This window comes from Achromobacter sp. Root565 (assembly GCF_001427425.1).
Taxonomy (GTDB): Bacteria; Pseudomonadota; Gammaproteobacteria; order Burkholderiales; family Burkholderiaceae_B; genus Achromobacter; species Achromobacter spanius_D.
Genome location: NZ_LMGO01000006.1, coordinates 228,128 through 246,452, shown reverse-complemented (window position 1 = coordinate 246,452; position 18,325 = coordinate 228,128). Strand labels below are relative to the sequence as shown.

The following is an 18,325-nucleotide window of genomic DNA, read 5'->3' as shown; positions in this document are numbered from 1 at the left end:
ACGGCCGTTCCCGCGTCGTGGCGGGGACGGCTGCAGGTTGGTCAGTTCGGGACGCTTCCCTGGACGGTGATGTCCAGGATCACGGCGAAGTCGCTTTGCGTGGCTGCAGTGCGGGGGTTGGCGCCGCGCGACATCTGGTATTCCTCCGACGTCACCACGAGCCGCGTGACGTCGCGCCCGTCCGCGCCGGCCGGCAGCGAACCGACCTCGCAGCAACCGGACGCCACGTCCGAACACGTCACCGATGCCACCGCAGCACCACGCAAGACAAAGAGATTCAGCACCCGCACGGCTCCGCCGACCAAGGTCGATTGCAGCAACGCGTCGCCGCCAAACGCAGCCGGCTCGAGGGGCCGCAATGCCACGGCGACACCCTCGCCTTGCAGCATCACCCCCTCGCCCGCCAGCACGACCGACACGCGGTCAAACCCCGGAAAGCGCGAATACGGCCCGTCGCGTTCGATATCGGCGATGCTCACGCGCCACCGTCCAGCCGGATCGGCCGCCAGCGTGCGCGTGACGCCTCCTCCGTTCTTCCACGGCTCGGGCGGCAACGCGAGCCAGCTGGCGCGCACCGGACCGCGCGAATCAGGAAACTGCGCCAAGGCCGTACTTCCCGGTCAAGAGCGCGCCGCGCTGAAAGCGCCCCAATTCATAAGGCGTAAGCGACACGTCGGTCGCCAGGCCCAGGGCCTCTTGCGCCAGCACGCGGCCCACCGTGGGCGACAGCTTGAAGCCGTGACCCGAGAACCCAAAGCCCACGATCAACCCTTCGACGCCCGGCACGCGGCCCAGCACGGGGTTCCAGTCGGGCGTCACGTCGTAGACGCCGGTCCAGGAAGACGCCAGCCCGGCGGTCTCATACGCGGGGAAGCGGTCCGCCACCTGCGCACCCACCTCGGCCACGTAGTCCAGCGGAATATCACCCTGCTCAGCATCGCTCTTTTGCAGCGCCTCGCCGACAATTCCTTCACTGACCAGCATCTGGTTGCCGCCGTAGCTGCGGCAATACAGCATGCCGGGCGAGGCCAGGTCCTTGAAGACCGGCATCGAATACGTGTAAGGCGCAGCCTCGCACTCCAGCGCCAGCACGGCATGGCGCTCCGGCACGACGGGCATGGCGACGCCCGTCCAGCCGGCAAGCTCCGGTGTCCAGATGTTCTGCGTGCTGATGACGAGCGGCGCGCTGTAGTCGCCTTCGGATGTCACCACGCCCGTCACGCGGCCGTTGTCGATGATCAGGCGCTGGACGTTGACGTTTTCGCGGATGGTGACGCCGCGGCGGCGGGCGCCGCGCGCGAAGCTGGTGGCCACCAGATACGCGTCGGCAAAGCCCGCCTCCGGCTCATAGCCGATCAGCGCAGCGTTGTCGAAGGACGCGATGGGCAGCAGCTCGCGCGCCTGCGCGGCATTCAGCAATTCCAGCGCGATGCCCTGCGCCGCTTGCTGGGCCAGCGCGCCGCGCAGCGGTTCCAGCTTGTCGTCGTCGGCGGCGGTGATCAGGTAGCCGCATTTGACCAGGCCGCACGAGGCCTCTTCGTCGCCCAGATAGCTGGCGAAATTGTTGAACACGCTCCAAGAACGCTGGGCCAGCTCCACGTTCTCGCGCACAGAATAGTGCGTGCGCAGGATGCCGGACGACTGCGACGTAGTGCCCGCGCCGATGGTCTCGCGGTCCAGCACCAGCACGTTCTTCGCGCCGAGTTCGGCCAGGTGAAACGCCACCGAACTGCCGATCACGCCGGCACCAATCACGATCACGTCATAACTTTTCACGACAAGGCTCCAAGGACAAGTGCGGCGAGTGTGGACCCGCCTTTTCGGAGCCGCCGCAATATAAGCGCCGCGAATACTTAATAAAAGCGTTCTGGAAAGGTGCGCCCGCGATCAGGCGGCCGCGCCAACCGCGCCTCGGATCGCCTCGGCGTCCTTGCCCGGCGGCAGGCCGAACATCCGCCGGTACTCGCGGGTGAACTGCTGGGCGCTTTCATAGCCCACCGCAAACGCCGCGCTGCTGGCCGTCGCGCCTTCGGCGGTCATCAGCCGGCGCGCCTCGATCAGGCGCAGCTGCTTCTGGAACTGCAACGGCGACAGCGACGTGGCCGCCCGAAAGTGCTGGTGGAACGACGACGGGCTCATGCCGGCCGCCGCCGCCAGCCGCTCGACCGGCAGCGGCTGCGCAAACTCGGCGCGAAGCACCGCGACCGCGCGTGCAATGCGCTGGGCGGCGCTGCCCGGCCAGCCAAGCTGGCGGATCGCCTGCCCGTGGCGGCCGGTCAGCAGCCAATAGTGCATTTCCCGCACCAGCTGCGCCTGCAGGACCGGCAACGCCGACGGCCGTTCGACCAGTCGCAACAGGCGCAGCGCGGCGTCGGCGACCTCGGCGTCGGTCTGTTCCACCCGGACGGGCGCGCCCGGGTCCACCGGCCCCACCTTCATTTCCAGGGCCAAGTCGCCAATCACGGCCAGATCCAGGTCCAGTACCAGCGAAAAGTACGGCTCTCCGGGGCTGGCCCGCGTGATCTGGCTGACAGTGGGCACATCGGCCGTGATCAGCAGCGAATCGCCGGCACTGAAGTCGAACGTGTTCGCGCCGAGCGCCACGCGCTTGGCGCCCTGCAGCACCAGGCACGCGAGCGGCCGCGAGATCGCGTAGTCCAGCCCGGTGGGCTGCAACGCACGGATGACGGCCAACCCCGGAATGGGCGTTTGTGCCACGCCCGCCGGACCGGCGTGGGCTTGCGCGTAACGGCTCGCGGCGGCGCGCAAGGTGTCGTTGAGCAACGTGTCGGTCATGGGGAGGGATCACCAAGGGTTTGCCACCGGGCCATCGTAATGGGTTCCCGCGCGCCGGGACGCTCATTTGGAGGATCAGGCCAACAACGCCCAGGTTCAGGCAAAGGCGATCCGGTGCATCCGCCACAGAATGAACCCTCACCGAATACCACCAAGGAGCCTTTTCATGAGCACGATTTCTCTTGTCACCGGTTCGAGCCGCGGCCTGGGCCGCAGCGCCGCCCTGGCCCTCGCCCGCAGAGGCAACGACGTCGTCATCACCTACCAGAGCCGCGCGGCGCAGGCCGACGAAGTCGTCGCCGAGATCGAGCGGCTGGGCGGCAAGGCCGTGGCGCTGCAGCTGGATGCGGGCAATGTGGCCGCCTTTCCAGACTTCGTCGCGCGGCTGCGGACGGCGCTGGCCCAAACGTGGCAGCGTGACACCTTCGATCACCTGGTCAACAACGCGGGACATGGCGACATGGCGCCGATTGCCGACATGAGCGTGGCAGCGTTCGACAAGCTGATCGACGTGCACTTCAAGGGCGTGTTCTTTCTGACGCAAAGCCTCCTGCCGCTGCTGTCCGACGGCGGCCGCATCGTGAACCTGTCCAGCGGCCTGACGCGCGTGTCGGCGCCGGGCTGGGCCGCGTATGCGGCGGCCAAGGGCGCCGTCGAGGTGCTGACGGTCTACCTGGCCAAGGAACTCGGCCACCGCGGCATCGCCGTCAACGCGGTGGCGCCGGGCGCCATCGAGACGGACTTTCTGGGCGGCGCAGTGCGCGACACGCCCGAATTCAACAAGGCCTTCGCGGACATGACCGCGCTAGGCCGCGTGGGCGTGGCCGACGATATCGGGCCGATGATCGCCAGCCTGCTGTCCGAAGACAACCGATGGGTCAACGCCCAGCGCATCGAGGTGTCGGGCGGCCAGGGCATCTGACGCGCGCGGCACCACACCGGGCCGCCTCCTTGCGCGGCCCGAACGGGTCTCCCCTTGTAGAAGTGCGGCTCTTTAAGCGCCGCTGATGTTGACCATCGCCGTTCCTTATATTCATGCCGCCGCCGGGCGATCGGGCGAAAGTCTTGCCTGCCGCACCCCAGAGTGCTGGCGACATGGAATCTATCGGTCAATCTACATTCAAGTAGGGGAAAAATATGAACATGAATCGCCGCGCCATGCTGGTGCGCACCGCTGCACTTGCGGGCGCAAGCGCCCTGGGCTTTCCGATGATCGGCCGCGCCGCAGGCGCGTCCTACACCTATGGCGGCTCGGCCTGGCTGGGCCATTACTCCGCCTACATCGCGATGAAGACGGGCCTCTTTGCCAAGCAGGGTCTGGACATCAAGTGGCAGAGCTTTGCCACATCGTCGGACCGCATGAGCGCGGTGATGGCGGGCAATGTCGACCTGGCGGGCACCGGCGTGGTGTCGTCGCTGGCGCTGATGGCCGCGGGCGCGCGCCAGTTCCAGGTCATTGCCACCCCCAACAACTTCGGCCGCGCCGAAGGCGTGCTGGTGCGCGACAACGTCAAGTCCGTTGCCAACCTGAAGGGCAAGAAGATCGGCGTCACGTACGCCTCCAGCGCCCACGTGCTGCTGCTGGACGTGCTGCGCCAGGCGGGCCTGAACCCCGACCGCGACGTCTCCATCATCAACCTGCCCGCGACCAACCTGCTGTCGGCCTACCAGGGCAGCCAGATCGACGCGGCCGTGGCCTGGACGCCCGCGTTTGACCGCATCAAGGCCGTGCCGGGCACGCATGTGCTGCTGGACGACACCGCGTTCTCGCTTTACAAGCAGTACGCCATCACCCCCGGGCCGGACGTGCTGCTGACGCATGCCAAGCTGGGCAAGGAGAACCCGGACGCCGTGCGCAAGTTCCTGCAGGCGGTGTTCCAGGCCAACGCCATGCTGACGAACCAGCCCGAGGAAGCGGCCGGCGTGCTGCTGGAGCTGACCGGCCTGTCCAAGGACGAGCAGCTTGCCGTCATCAAGCAGACGCAGTGGTATTCCGCCGAAGACCAGAAGGCGCTGATGATCGAACCCGGCAACTTCGTGAACGGCATGCAGAAGCTGGCCGAGATGCTGGTGTCGCTCAAGCAGATCGACCGCGCGCCCACCGTCAAGGACTGGGTCCAGTCCGCGTACCTCTGAGTTCGGGACAGCTGCCTATGTCCACACGTTCGTCATCCCGCGAAACACGCCTGCTCTGGGTCAGCGTGTTCTCGCTGCTGGGTTTTCTGCTGATGTGGGAAGGCCTGTGCCGCGCCGGCGCGGTCGACCCCATCTTCCTGCCCGCGCCGTCCCAGGTCCTGGCGCGCGCGCTATCCCTATCCGACCAGGGCACGCTGTTCTACAACGTGCTTGCGTCCACGCGCCGCGTCATGGTGGGCTTTCTGGCCGCGGTGATCGTGGCGATTCCGCTGGGTATCCTGCTGGGCACGTCGAAGGTGGCGCGCGCCGTCTTCGATCCCATCATCTCGTTCCTGCGTCCCCTGCCGTCCATGAGCTGGATTCCGCTGTCGCTGCTGTGGTTCGGCATCACCGAAACGCAGAAGTACAGCATCGTGTTCATGGGGTCGTTCGTGCCCGCTTTGCTGTACGTGATGGAGGCCTCGCGCAGCATCGACCCGGTGCTGGTGCGCGCCGCGCGCAACCTGGGCGCCAACCGCTGGCAGGTCATGCGCGAGGTGCTGTTTCCGGGCTGTCTGCCGCAGATCCTGTCGGGCATGAAGATCATTCTGGGTCTGTCGTGGACCTGCGTGATCTCGGCCGAGCTGGTGGCGTCCAAGGAAGGCCTGGGCTTCATGATCATGAACGGCAAGGAATTCTTCCAGACCGACACCGTGGTGCTGGGCATGGTGCTGATCAGTTTCACCGTGCTGGTGACCGATCTGTGTTTGCGGCTTCTTGAACGATGGGTGCTGGCATGGCAGCGATGAACGACACGATGATCCGGCTGACGGACGTCTCCAAGGCCTATGGCGAAGTGCCCGTGCTGGACAAGGTCAACCTGGAGGTCAAGCGCGGGGAATTCCTGGTGCTGCTGGGCGCCTCGGGCTGCGGCAAGTCGACGCTGCTGAACCTTATGGCGGGCTTCATCACGCCCAACACGGGATCGGTGGAAATCAACGGCAAAAAGGTCACCGATGTGACCGCGGCCTGCGGCATGGTGTTCCAGCAGTACGCGCTGTTTCCGTGGCGCACGGTGCAGGAAAACGTCGAGTTCGGCCTGAAGATGCGCGGCATGTCGCGCCAGGAACGCGCCCCGATCGCCCGCAAATTCATCGAGATGGTGGGCCTGAAGCACGCGGCGGACAAGTTCCCGCACGCGCTGTCGGGCGGGATGAAGCAGCGCGTGTCCATCGCGCGCGTGCTGGCCAACGACCCGGACGTGATGCTGTTCGACGAGCCGTTCGCGGCGCTGGACGCCATGACCCGGCAAGTGCTGCAAGACCAGTTGCTGTCGATCTACGAGCAAAGCGGCAAGACCATCGTCTTCATCACGCACTCCATCGACGAGGCCCTGACCCTGTCGACGCGCATGGCCGTCATGGGCTCCAAGCCCGGCCGCATCGTGCAGGACATCCAGAACGACCTGCCGCATCCGCGCAGCGCCGACGTGCAGCTGTCGCCGCGCTTTGTGGAACTGAAACGGGCGATCTGGGAACGCGTGCAGGAGGAAGTGACGCGCAGCATGGAACTGGCCGGGGATTAACGCAAGCGCGCGCTCGGCCTAGATGACGTCGGTGTACAGCGTGACCGTGATGCTGAAAGCGGGAATCCTGCCCCACTCGTCGCTGGGATAGCGCGGCGCTTCCACCCCCATGCCCAGGCCGTATTGCAGGCCGTCCTGCCCGCCGCGCCAGGAATGCGGCGCGGTTTCCCAACCGCAGCAGACGTATAGCAGCGGCGGCAGGCCGAACGCTTCGCTGAGCTGGGCGTGCGCCGCCGCCGCGTGGGCGCCGATCACCTGGTAGCGCGCGATCATGGGCTTGGCCTGCCGGTCATCGTGCAGCTCGCACCCCAGGTACTCGACATGGGCGGGCTTTCGGCCCAACGCCTGCAGAAAGTCCCCGCAGGGCATGCCGGGCGGAGCCACGCCCTGCGCGCGGGCCTCGGCTTCGGCGGATCGGAGGTCCAGGGCGGCGGTGTCCCGCGCCGGGACGTCGGCCGGGGCCACCGCAAGGCCCAGCGCCACGGCGGCCAGCAAGGGTGCGAACAGCGGCGCCAATAACGGCGTTCCCCGTGTCCGGCGCTGCGTGACGTTGGGCATGACCCGGTTCATCGGGCTCCCCATGGCGTGGTTTGCTGCGCGGCAACGCCGCCGGATGCGTCGCCCGGACGCTGCCACGCACCCGTGCTTCGCCCTTCCTCGGATAGAAACTCCACCAGCGCGGGCAATGACGGATCCATCGGCCGGTTGGCGTGGATGCGCATGACATAGCCCCACGAGCCCGGCATGCGCAGATGCGGGGTCAATGGCACCAGCCGGCCGCTGGCCAGGTCTTCGTCGATCAGCGGCGCGCGGCCCAGCGCGATGCCAACGCCCGCCGCCGCGGCGGCCACCACGGTGCTCAGACCGCTCAGCACCATCGGATCCTGCCAGTCATCCGCCGCCAGACCCAGCCGCGGCCGCCACGTGCGCCAGTCGGTTTCGGGGCTGTCGATGTGCTTTTCTTCCAGCCAGCGGTGGCGCAGGAACACGCGCGGGTCGTTGCGGTCGGCCTCGGCCACCAGCGCCGGGCAGCATACCGGCACCACGGTTTCCGTCATCAGCGGAATGTCGCCAGGCGCGGCAATGTGCGGCCCCATCGCCCGCACGTGCAGGAACGCCAGGTCGATGTCCTGGGTCTTCCAGGCCGGATCCTGGCTGGCGTGCAGGTACACCTGGATGTCGATGTCCGGATGCAGTTCGATAAAGCGGCCGATGCGCGGCGCCAGCCATAGGGCGGCCAGCGACGGGTTGGCGGACACATTCAGCGTGTAGCGCCGCTTGCCGCGGGCGCTGGCCCGCACGTTGCGGCAGGCGGTCTCCAGTAGGGTCAAGGCCTGTTGTACGGAAGCCAGCAACGCGGCGCCCGCTTCCGTGGTCTCGGCGCGCCGCACGGTGCCGCCCCGGCGCAGGAGCGGCGCGCCCAGATCCGCCTCCAGCGCCCGCAATTGATGGCTGACGGCGCTTTTCGTGACGTTCAGTTCGGCGGCCGCGCGGCTCAGGCTGCCCAGGCGGGCCACGGCTTCGAAGGCGCGCAAGGCGGCCAGCGGCGGCGTGCGGGTAGAGGAATCGGACATCGGTTGAGTTTATCTCAACCCTTGATTGAAAATTCATCGCTTTCGCGCGCGCGCCGGATCGGGGACGATGCAGGCTCTGGATGGAGTAATGCTATGTATTTCGATTCGAGGCTGTGGCGCCTGACCGCGGGTCTGCGCGCCGGCATGGCGGGCGGCATTTTCCTGGGCCTGTTGGCCCTGGCGGCCGGGATTGCGCGGTATGTGTTTCTGGGCCAGTTGCTCGCGCGCGTGTTCGACGGGGCGCCGTGGCAGCAATGGGCGACGCCGGCGCTGTGCGTGGCCGCCATGGTGCTGCTGCGGGCGTTGCTGGACGACTGGCGCACGGTGCAGGCCAATCGCACGTCCGCCGCCATCCAGCACACCCTGCGCGCGCGGCTGTACGACCGCATCGTCGCGCTGGGGCCGGCCTGGTTTGCCAGCCAGCGCACGGGCGGCGTCATGCTGACCGTGGTGGACGGCGTCGAGCAGTTGCAGACGTTCTTTGGACAATACCTGCCGCAGGTCGCCATCGCCGCGGCCGCGCCCTTTGCGATCTTTGCCGTCATCGCGTTCTGGGACGTGCCGACCGCCCTCGTCTTCCTGGCTGCCGCGCTCTTCGCGCTATTCGGGCCGATGGCCGTACACATGCTGGACCGCCGTGCCAGCCTGGCGCGCAGCCGGTCGCTCAATGAATTTGGCGAAGAGTTCCTGGACGCCGTGCAGGGCCTGCCCACGCTCAAGTCGTATGGCCAGGGCAAGGCCTGGGGCGAACGGCTGGCCGCCCGCGCGCGCAGCCTGTCCGACAACACGTTCTGGGTGCTGTCCGTCAGCCTGCTGACACGCGGCATCAGCGACCTGGGGGTGGCGCTGGGCGCCGCGCTGGCGCTGACGCTGGGTGCCTGGCGCGTGACCACGGGCGACATGAGCGTCGAGGCGCTCTTGATCGTCCTGATGGCGGGCACCGAGATCTTCCGCCCGCTGCGCGACCTGCGCGCGGTGCTGCACCGGGGCATGCTGGGCCAGTCGGCCGCCGCCAGCATCCACGCGCTGATGGACGCGCAGCCGCTGACGCCCGCCCCCGACACCCGCGCCGCGCAAGCGGGCCCTGCGCGCCTGGCGCCCACCATCGAATTTGACGACGTCGCGTTCTCGTACACACCCGAACGCGCCGCCCACCGGGGCCTGGCGTTCCGCATCGCGGCGGGCGAACGGGTCGGCGTCGTCGGCCCCAGCGGCGCCGGCAAATCCACCATCGTGCGGCTGCTGCTGCGCGAATGCGTGCCGCAATCGGGCGCGGTCCGCGTGGGCGGGCACGACGTCAACGCGCTGGACCCCCAGTTTCTCTTGTCGCACATCGCGCTGGTCAGCCAGGACATCACGCTGTTTCACGGCACCATCGACGACAACCTGCGCCTGGGCCGGCCCGACGCGATGCCCGACGAAGTCCGCGCCGCCGCCCGCGCCGCGAACATCGACGACTTCATCATGGCGCTGCCCGACGGCTACGCCACGCGCATTGGCGAGCGCGGCCTGCAATTGTCGGGCGGCCAGCGCCAGCGCGTGGCGATCGCCCGCGCCCTGCTGCGCGACGCGCCCATCCTGATCCTTGACGAGGCGCTGTCGTCGGTGGACACCGAGAACGAGGCGCTGATCCAGCAGGCGCTGGACCGCCTCATGGCGGGCCGCACGACGCTGATCCTGGCGCACCGGCTGGCCAGCGTGATCGGCGCCGACCGCATCCTGGTGCTGGACCAAGGCCGCGTGGCCGAAGCCGGACCGCATGCCGACCTGATGCGCAAGCAAGGGCTGTACTACCGCCTGATGCACGAACAGGCGGCCGCGCACCGCAACCCGGCCGCCGGCTCGCCGCCCGCGGCGCAGCAGGCCTCGGGCAATACGCCCGCTGAACCCGACGACGGCAACGCCCCCGGCCCTGCCTTGCGGCCGCTCGATGCCGATGCCGACCAGGTCGGCTGGCGCGCCACGTTGGGCACACTGCTGTCGGTAGTGCGCCCGTGGCGCGGCACGCTCATCGCGACCATTCTGCTGGGCGTGGCGCGTGTCGCCGCCTTCATCGGCGTGGGCGTGTTCAGCGCCCTGATCGTGGCCGCCATTCGCGATGGCGGCGACACCACCGCGCTGATCGTCGGCCTGCTGATCGCCGCACCGCTGGCCGCCCTTTTCCATTGGCTGGAATCGTGGCTGGCGCATGCGATGGCCTATCAGCTTCTCGCAGACATGCGCGTCAAGCTCTACGACAAGCTCGAACGGCTGGCGCCCGCATACCTGCTGCAACGCCGCTCGGGCGATCTGGTTGCGCTGGCCACGCAGGACGTGGAGATGGTCGAGTATTTCTACGCGCACACCATCGCGCCGGCCATCGTGTCCGTGCTGGTGCCGCTGTCCGTGCTGGGTTTTCTCGCGTTCTACAGCTGGCCGGTGGCGCTGGCGCTGCTGCCGTTCCTGGCCTATGCGCTGGTCTCCCCCGTGCGAGGCCGGCGCCGCGTCGACGCCCTGGGCGACAAGGCGCGCGAGGCGCTGGGCGAAATGAGCGCCCACACCACCGACACCATCCAGGGCCTGGCCGACCTGACCGCCTTCCAGGCGACGGGCCGGCGCCGCGATCAGTTCCTGAAGGTGGCCGATCACTATCGCGCGCGGCGTCTTGCCATCCTGCGCGACCTGTCTCGTCAGACCGCGTGGTTTGAAATCGCGATGGGTCTGGGCGGACTTGCCGTGGCCGTCGTGGGCGCGCTGCAGGTGCAGGCCGGTGCGCTGCCGGCCGGCATGCTGCCGTTGCTGGTGTTGATCGCGCTGGCGACGTTCCTGCCCGTATCCGAGATCTCGCAGGTCAGCCGGCAACTGGCCGACACCATTGCCGCCACGCGCCGACTGCACGTGGTGGCCAACGAACCCGAACCGGTCGTTGACGGTCCCCTGCCCGCGCCGGTGGCGCCGCACGGCCTGTCGCTCACCTTCGAGCGCGTCAGCTTCGCCTACCCCGGCAAGCGCCAGGACACGCTGCGCCACCTTAGCTTCACGGCGCCCGCCGGCGCCACGGTGGCCATTGTCGGCGCCTCGGGCGCGGGCAAGAGCACCGTCGCCAGCCTGTTGCTCCGCTTCTGGGATCCGCGCGAGGGCGCGGTCAAGCTGGACGGCGTAGACGTTCGCCAGCTCCAGCTCGACGGCCTGCGCGAGCGCGTCGCGCTGGTCACGCAGGACACCTATCTGTTCAACGACACGCTCGAAGGCAACATCCGCCTTGCGCGCCCCGAGGCCAGCCGCGAAGACCTGATGCGCGCGCTGGAGCAGGCGGCGCTGGCCGACTTCGTGCAGCGTCTGCCCGAAGGGCTCGCCACACGTGTGGGCGAACGCGGCATGCAGTTGTCGGGCGGCCAGCGCCAGCGCATCTCGATTGCGCGCGCCTTCTTGAAGAACGCGCCGGTGCTGATCCTGGACGAAGCCACCTCACATCTGGACACGCTGTCGGAAATGCAGGTGCGCGGCGCGCTGGACGTGCTGATGCGCCACCGCACGACGCTCGTGATTGCGCACCGCCTGTCCACGATTCGCGATGCCGACCTGATCCTGGTGCTGGACCGCGGCACGCTGGCCGAGTCCGGCACGCATGACCAGTTGCTACGCAAGCAAGGGGTGTATGCGCGGCTGGCAAGCCATCAGGGCGGCTACGCGGCTGCTGGCGCGGCGTCGCTGCCCGGTTAGCGCGGCCTCGCCGCATCCGCCGCGTTGAAAAAAACCGACATTGCATTCCGTCCCCACGCGCGGCCCGTTGATTCGCCTACATCACTTCGATAGAATCGGCAATTCGGGCCTCTCGCCCATTCCTTTTTTTCCCCTCACCCACCGACAGGGAGGCCGCATGATGTACCCCATGCCCAACGCCGTCCCGCGCGTGTCCCCGCGACGCCATTAAGTCGTCGCCCGCGCGGCCCCATCGCCAGTTCCTTACCTGGCGACCGGTCCGCCGTGCCCATCTGAACCCCTAACGCAGTTGCCCGCGCCCTTTTCGGCGCACGGCGTGTTTTCCCTCTTTCCTTTCAAGGAACCTGGCGAGCCCTATCCCGCCAGGCCATGGCAATGGCTAGAAAAAAAATCGACTTTCGAGGACAGGCCTTCAAGGATGTCCTGGGCTTTACCTTCCGCTATTGGGGCCGGCAACCGCTGCGCATCGTGGTGATCGTGGCGCTGGCGCTGCTGTCTGCCGTGGCCGACGTACTGACCCCGATGTACGCCGGCCGCCTGGTCGACGCGGTGGCGTCGGGCGCAGCCGGCGACCAGCTTGCCTGGAACGCCGCCATCACGGCCTTCTGGCTGCTGGTCGCGCTGGGCGTGGGCGGGACGCTGCTGCGCCAGGCCGTCTTCCAGAACATCATCACCTTCACGCTGAAGATGATGAACGGCATCGCCTCCAATGCCTTCTACCGCGTGCAGCGGTTTTCCACCGACTGGCACGCCAACAGCTTCGCCGGCTCGACGGTGCGCAAGATCACGCGCGGCATGTGGGCGGTGGACCTCTTGAACGACACGCTTGTGGTGGCGCTGCTGCCGTCGGTGGTCATGCTGGTGGGCGCGACCGCGTTGCTGGGCGCGCATTGGCCACTGATGGGGCTGGTCGTGGGCCTCGGCTCGGTGCTCTACATCGCCGTCACCGCGACGTTGTCGCTGGCGTACGTGGCGCCTGCGGCACGGCTGGGCAATGCCTGGGACACGCGCATGGGCGGTGCGCTGGCCGATGCCGTCAGCTGCAACGCGGTGGTCAAGGCCTTTGGCGCGGAAACGCGTGAAGAGGCACGGCTTGACCGCGTCATCGACAAGTGGCGACGGCGCACGCGCCGCACCTGGATCCGTGCCACATTCAACGGCGGCATCCAGGGCGCGATGCTGGTCGCCATGCAGGCCTCGATCCTGGGCGCGTCGCTGCTGCTGTGGTCGCGCAATCAGGCCAGCGTGGGCGACATCACCTTCACGCTGACCATGTTCTTTGTCCTGCAGGGCTATCTGCGCGACGTGGGCATGCACATCCGCAACCTGCAGCGCTCGGTCAACGACATGGAAGAACTGGTGTCGCTGGAAAAGCAGCCGCTGGGGGTTGAGGACCGGCCGGGCGCGGGCGACATCGCGGTGACCGCGGGCGAGATCCGCTTCGAGGACGTGACGTTCCGCTATGGCGCGCACAATGTCGCGCTGTACGACCGGTTCTCGGTGCGCATCGCGCCGGGCGAACGGGTGGGCCTGGTCGGCCCCTCGGGATCGGGCAAGACGACGTTCATCAAGCTGATCCAGCGCCTGTATGACGTGAACGGTGGCCGCATCACCATCGACGGGCAGGACATCGCCCAGGTGAAACAGGCGTCGCTGCGCGGCCAGATCGCGATCGTGCAGCAGGAGCCCGTGCTGTTTCACCGCACGCTGGCGGAAAACATCGCCTATGCCCGCCCGGGCGCATCGCAGGCGGACATCGAGCAGGCGGCCCGGCTGGCCAGCGCGCATGACTTCATCATGGCGCTGCCCAAGGGATACGAGACGCTGGTCGGTGAACGCGGCGTGAAGCTGTCGGGCGGCGAACGCCAGCGCGTGGCGATTGCGCGGGCGTTCCTGGCCGACGCGCCGATCCTGATCCTGGACGAAGCCACGTCCAGCCTGGACAGCGAAAGCGAGGTCCTGATCCAGCGCGCGATGGACCGCCTGATGGAAGGCCGCACGACGCTGGTCGTGGCGCACCGTCTGTCGACGGTCCGCGCCCTGGACCGCCTGCTGGTGATGGACCATGGCCGCGTCATCGAGGAAGGCAGCCACGACGCGCTGATCCGCCTGAAGGGGGGCCTGTACCGGCGGCTCTTCGAGCGCCAGGCGCTGGAACTGACCAAGGGCCTGGATCCGGTGGAACTGCTGGAAGACGGCGCCGTCCCGCCGCCCGCCAAGACCGACGAAGTCGACACAGCTTCGTTCGCCTTCGGCAAGTAACGCTGGCGCGGTGCGAAGCAACAAGGCCCGGCGCAAGTGCGCGCCGGGCCTTTCTTGTTGGCGGTTCGCCGCATTGGACCGGTGTCTGACACCCTCTGAGATGCGGCCGCAAACTGCCGATCACTTCCCCAGGGTGTCAGACACCTCAAAAATCACGGGTGTCTGACACCTCATTGGGTCCTACAGAACCAACGTCAGAACGTCAGTCACCCAGCAAGTTGCTCCGGTCCCGGTGTCTGACACCTCATTGGGTCCTACAGAACCAACGTCAGGGCGTCAGTCACCCAGCAAGTTGCTCCGGTCCCGGTGTCTGACACYCTCTGAGATGCAGCCGCAAACTGCCGATCACTTCCTCAGGGTGTCAGACACCTCAAAAATCACGGGTGTCTGACACCTCATTGGGTCATACAGAACCAACGTCAGGGCGTCAGTCACCCAGCAAGTTGCTCCGGTCCCGGTGTCTGACACCCTCTGAGATGCAGCCGCAAACTGCCGATCACTTCCCCAGGGTGTCAGACACCTTAAAAATCACGGGTGTCAGACACCTGGCAAGTTGCCGCGCCGGTCAGCCCGGGCGGTTGGCGAATGTCAGGCGCAGGCCGAAGCCGATCAGCGCGGTGCCGAAGACCAGGCCCTGAATCTTCTGCGCACGCGGGCTTGCCGACATCCAGCGGCCTACCGCGCCGCCCGCCAGCGCGCACAGCACGTCGAACGTCAGGCCCAAACCAACGAGGATGACGCCCAGCACGGCGAACTGCTGGCCGATCGGGCCGCGCTCGGGGGACACGAACTGCGGCAGGAGCACCGAGCAGAACAGCAGCGCCTTGGGGTTGAGCACGTTGGTGAGCACCCCGCTCATCAGCGCGGGCCCCCAGCCCGCATGCCGCGGCGCGACCTCGCCGTTCAAGGGCGGAATCGCCAGCGGCGCGCGCAACAGACGGATCCCCAGCCACACCAGATAGCAACCGCCCACCGTGCGCGCCGCGTCGAACGCCCACGGGTGGGTCTTGAACAAGGCTGCCAGACCCAGCGCAGCCAGCGTCACGTGCGCCGCGCGTGCAATCGCCAAGCCCGCCGCCACCGCCAGCGCCTGCCCGCGGCCGCGCAGCAGACCGGTTTCCAACAGCAGGATCATGTCTGGCCCGGGCACCACGTACACGATCAGCAGGGCCCCGAGAAACAACGCCATATCGGCCATGACCGCGCTCCACCACAAGTTTTCCATGGCGAGATTCTAGAAAAAAGGGGCTGGCATGTGCTTGCCATTCTTGCCAACTTGGATACCATTCCTGGCACAACACGCCAATCAAAACTCGAATTCCATACATCCATGCCAAAACGCCAACTTGACGCCTACGACCGCCGCATTCTGGAGGCATTGCAGAAGAACGGCCGGCTCACCAACGTGGAGCTCGCGGACCAGATCGGTCTGTCTCCGTCGCCCTGCCTGCGCCGCGTGCGGATGATGGAGGAAGCCGGCGTCATCCAGGGCTACGAAGCGCGCCTCGATCCGCACGAGGTCGGATTGGGTTTGACGGTGTTCGTGGGCGTGAAGGTCGAGCGCCACCACGAACGGGACGCCGAGATGTTCCGCAACGAGGTCAGCGCGCTACCGGAGGTGATCGCCGCGCACCTCGTGTCCGGCGAATCCGACTTTCTGTTGCAGGTCGTGGTGCCCGATCTGCGCGGGTATGAGCATTTCCTGCTGCATACCCTGCTGAAACTGCCGGGCGTCAAAGATATCCGCAGCAACTTCGCGATCCAGACGGTTAAGCCGCAAAGTCCCCTGCCGCTGGATCACCTGGGCCGATAAGGCTCGTCACCTCACGGCATGGCCGCCGCCGCCCGGTCCACCAAAGCGCTGCGCCGCTCGAAACGCGCCTGCGACATCGCCAGATAGCGCTCCACAATGGCCGGCTCGGACGTCTTGGGCGTGCCGCCCGGAAACGGCGGCTTCGGATCGTATTCGATCTGCAACTGGATCAGCTTGGCGACGTCCTCGCCGCATAGCGACGCCACCACCTTCAACCCCATGTCGATTCCCGACGTCACGCCGCCGGCCGTGAACACATTGCCGTCCACGCACAGGCGCTCGTCGCTCGGCGTGGCCCCGAAGCGGGCCAACAGTTCGCGCGCGCGCCAGTGGCTGGACGCCCGCTTGCCCCGCAGCAGCCCGGCCGCGCCTAGCAGCAGCGAGCCCGTGCAGATACCGAACAGGTACTTGGCGCCCTGCCCCTGCCGGCGCGTGAAGTCCACCCACGCCGGATCGACGATGGCATCGTCCGTACCCGGGCCGCCCGGCACGACCAGCAGGTCGCAAGGCAGCGCCGAGTCGATCGTCTGCGTGGGCACGAAGCGCAGCCCCCGGTCGCACCGCACCGGCTCCATCGTTTTTGCGACAAAATCCACGGTGAAGCCCGGCGCGTTCGCCAGCACCTCGTACGGCCCAGTCATATCGAGCTGGGTCAGCCCTTCGAACAAGACGATATTTACTTGCATGACGTTGCTCCCATGAAAACGCCAGAGCCCAGCATAGGCGAACGCGCGCCGCGCGGTGCGCCAGAAAGCGCGCCAATCGCGCCACAACGCGTGATGTTCGTGCTATATGACGGTTTCCAGCCGCTGGACCTGGCCGGTCCGTGGCAGGCCTTCAGCTCGGCCAACGAAGAAGCGGGCCGCCAGCTGTATGTCTTGAACACGATCGCGGCATCGCCGGTGGTTTCCACCTGGGAACAGGGGCTGCGCATGCAGGTCGACGGCACCTTCGAAGCGGACGGCGACGAGTCCATCGACATGCTGCTGGTGCCCGGCGGCCCCGGCGTGGACCGCGCCGCGGCGCACGGCGAAACGCGCGCCTGGCTACGCCGCCGCGACGCCGGCACGCGTCGCACCAGCAGCGTCTGCACGGGTGCATTCGTGCTGGCCGCCACCGGCCTGCTGGATGGCCGCGCCGTGACCACGCACTGGCGCTCGGCCGACCGTCTGCGCCAGCTTTACCCCGGGCTTCGCGTCGACGACGACCGCATCTTCATCGAAAGCGGCAAATACTGGACCTCCGCGGGCGTCACCGCTGGCATCGACATGGCATTGGCGCTGATCGAGCGCGATTTCGGCGCGGCGCTGTCGCAGCAAGTCGCGCGGCGGCTGGTCGTCTTCATGCGCCGCAACGGCGACCAGCGCCAGTACAGCCAGACGCTGCGGCTGCAGGACCGCGTGGCCGCGCCGTTCCGCGAACTGGTCGAAAAAATGGAGGCACGGCTGTCGGCGCGCTGGTCGGTCGACGACATGGCGGACGCCTGCCGCATGTCGCGGCGCACCTTCCAGCGCAAGTTCGCGGCACACTTCGGCGTCGCGCCGACCGAAGTGCTGCGGCGTCTGCGCGAGGAACGCGCCGGTGCCTTGGAGAGCGCCGGCAAGATGACAAGGAAGGCCGTCGAACAACACGTAGGTCCGGTGCAGAAGCGCCCACGGCAATAGCGGCAAGGCTGCGTCAGATCTTCGTAGGTCTTCGTAGGTCGCCCGACGCCGCAGTCCCCGTGGGCACGAGCGCCCACGAACTAGAGTTCAATTGACGATTAGGACCGGCAACGCTTGAAGTAGCGAGAGCGTTTGCCACCACCGGTGTCTGACACCCTTGGAACATGCTCTTCATATGACGCGAATCTCACCAGGGTGTCAGACACCTGACGCAGAAGCAGCCACACGCGCAGCGTCATCACCACGACGCAAGACGCCGCGTAAGCCCACGAARGCCGCCCGCGCGGCCGCCCGCGGGCGGGCACCGCAAGACGCTTCTCTCCCACCGGTGTCTGACACCCTTGGAACACGCTCTTCATATGACGCGAATCTCACCAGGGTGTCAGACACCTGACGCAGAAGCAGCCACCCGCGTAGCGTCATCACCACGACGCAAGACGCCGCGTAAGCCCACGAAGGCCTCCCGCGCGGCCGCCCGTGGGCGGGCACCGCAAGACGCTTCTCTTCCACCGGTGTCTGACACCCTTGGAAYATGCTCTTCATATGACGCGAATCTCACCAGGGTGTCAGACACCTGACGCAGAARCAGCCACMCGCGCAGCGTCATCACCACGACGCAAGACGCCGCGTAAGCCCACGAAGGCCGCCCGCGCGGCCGCCCGTGGGCGGGCACCGCAAGACGCTTCTCTTCCACCGGTGTCTGACACCCTTGGAACATGCTCTTCATATGACGCGAATCTCACCAGGGTGTCAGACACCTGACGCAGAAGCAGCCACACGCGCAGCGTCATCACCACGACGCAAGACGCCGCGT

15 protein-coding genes are annotated in these 18,325 nt (G+C 67.3%); 8 read left to right on the top strand and 7 right to left on the bottom strand.

Going from position 1 to position 18,325, the window contains the following annotated elements; translation table 11 throughout:
- Positions 1-41 precede the first annotated feature (41 nt).
- The 3 genes from ASD71_RS22540 to ASD71_RS22530 form a co-directional block, all read right to left on the bottom strand.
- Positions 42-605 carry a HutD family protein gene (locus tag ASD71_RS22540; protein WP_056569954.1) on the bottom strand — a complete coding sequence of 188 codons (564 nt, stop codon included), beginning with the start codon at positions 603-605 and terminating at the stop codon, positions 42-44.
- Entirely contained in the window at positions 589-1,776 is a 1,188-nt protein-coding gene (locus ASD71_RS22535; protein ID WP_056569952.1) for an FAD-binding oxidoreductase, read from the bottom strand. The genes ASD71_RS22540 and ASD71_RS22535 overlap by 17 nt, the downstream gene beginning before the upstream one ends.
- Before the next feature lie 111 nt (positions 1,777-1,887).
- Complete coding sequence (locus tag ASD71_RS22530) at positions 1,888-2,796, bottom strand: AraC family transcriptional regulator (protein WP_056569950.1); 909 nt, start codon at positions 2,794-2,796, stop codon at positions 1,888-1,890.
- 166 nt (positions 2,797-2,962) lie between these two features.
- Between ASD71_RS22530 and ASD71_RS22525 the strand changes: the two genes are divergently transcribed.
- The 4 genes from ASD71_RS22525 to ASD71_RS22510 all read left to right on the top strand — a co-directional run bounded on the left by ASD71_RS22525 (position 2,963) and on the right by ASD71_RS22510 (position 6,496).
- A complete protein-coding gene (locus ASD71_RS22525) occupies positions 2,963-3,718 on the top strand; it encodes an SDR family oxidoreductase (RefSeq protein WP_056569948.1) in 756 nt (251 codons plus the stop codon).
- A gap of 215 nt (positions 3,719-3,933) precedes the next feature.
- Positions 3,934-4,932 carry an ABC transporter substrate-binding protein gene (locus tag ASD71_RS22520; protein WP_056569946.1) on the top strand — a complete coding sequence of 333 codons (999 nt, stop codon included), beginning with the start codon at positions 3,934-3,936 and terminating at the stop codon, positions 4,930-4,932.
- A gap of 17 nt (positions 4,933-4,949) precedes the next feature.
- Entirely contained in the window at positions 4,950-5,720 is a 771-nt protein-coding gene (locus tag ASD71_RS22515; protein WP_056569942.1) for an ABC transporter permease, read from the top strand.
- Entirely contained in the window at positions 5,708-6,496 is a 789-nt protein-coding gene (locus ASD71_RS22510) for an ABC transporter ATP-binding protein (protein WP_056569941.1), read from the top strand. The genes ASD71_RS22515 and ASD71_RS22510 overlap by 13 nt, the downstream gene beginning before the upstream one ends.
- 18 nt (positions 6,497-6,514) lie before the next feature.
- Here ASD71_RS22510 and ASD71_RS22505 read toward each other — a convergent pair whose 3' ends face one another.
- Both ASD71_RS22505 and ASD71_RS22500 read right to left on the bottom strand, forming a co-directional pair.
- A complete protein-coding gene (locus tag ASD71_RS22505) occupies positions 6,515-7,054 on the bottom strand; it encodes a DUF4952 domain-containing protein (protein WP_082579038.1) in 540 nt (179 codons plus the stop codon).
- A gap of 8 nt (positions 7,055-7,062) precedes the next feature.
- Complete coding sequence (locus ASD71_RS22500) at positions 7,063-8,070, bottom strand: LysR substrate-binding domain-containing protein (RefSeq protein WP_056569937.1); 1,008 nt, start codon at positions 8,068-8,070, stop codon at positions 7,063-7,065.
- A 93-nt stretch (positions 8,071-8,163) separates the two neighbouring features.
- On the opposite strand from ASD71_RS22500, the gene cydC reads away from it, so the two are divergent.
- Together cydC and ASD71_RS22490 are read left to right on the top strand one after the other, a co-directional pair.
- Positions 8,164-11,772, top strand: coding sequence for a thiol reductant ABC exporter subunit CydC (cydC, locus tag ASD71_RS22495; protein ID WP_056569936.1), 3,609 nt, complete (start codon positions 8,164-8,166; stop codon positions 11,770-11,772).
- 375 nt (positions 11,773-12,147) lie between these two features.
- Positions 12,148-14,034 carry an ABC transporter ATP-binding protein gene (locus tag ASD71_RS22490; RefSeq protein WP_056569935.1) on the top strand — a complete coding sequence of 629 codons (1,887 nt, stop codon included), beginning with the start codon at positions 12,148-12,150 and terminating at the stop codon, positions 14,032-14,034.
- Positions 14,035-14,599: 565 nt separating this feature from the next.
- On the opposite strand, the gene ASD71_RS22485 is transcribed toward ASD71_RS22490, so the two are convergent.
- Positions 14,600-15,259: a LysE family translocator gene (locus ASD71_RS22485; protein ID WP_235512294.1), complete on the bottom strand. Its 660-nt coding sequence runs from the start codon at positions 15,257-15,259 to the stop codon at positions 14,600-14,602.
- A gap of 105 nt (positions 15,260-15,364) precedes the next feature.
- Here ASD71_RS22485 and ASD71_RS22480 point away from each other — a divergent pair, with 105 nt between their 5' ends.
- Positions 15,365-15,847 (top strand): Lrp/AsnC family transcriptional regulator, encoded by a 483-nt coding sequence (locus ASD71_RS22480; RefSeq protein WP_056569934.1) that lies wholly within the window; start codon positions 15,365-15,367, stop codon positions 15,845-15,847.
- Positions 15,848-15,858: 11 nt separating this feature from the next.
- Here ASD71_RS22480 and ASD71_RS22475 read toward each other — a convergent pair whose 3' ends face one another.
- On the bottom strand, positions 15,859-16,533 hold the full coding sequence (locus ASD71_RS22475) for a DJ-1/PfpI family protein (protein WP_056570577.1): 675 nt from the start codon (positions 16,531-16,533) through the stop codon (positions 15,859-15,861).
- Between the two features lie 90 nt (positions 16,534-16,623).
- Between ASD71_RS22475 and ASD71_RS22470 the strand changes: the two genes are divergently transcribed.
- A complete protein-coding gene (locus tag ASD71_RS22470; RefSeq protein ID WP_056569932.1) occupies positions 16,624-17,511 on the top strand; it encodes a GlxA family transcriptional regulator in 888 nt (295 codons plus the stop codon).
- Positions 17,512-18,325 lie beyond the last annotated feature (814 nt).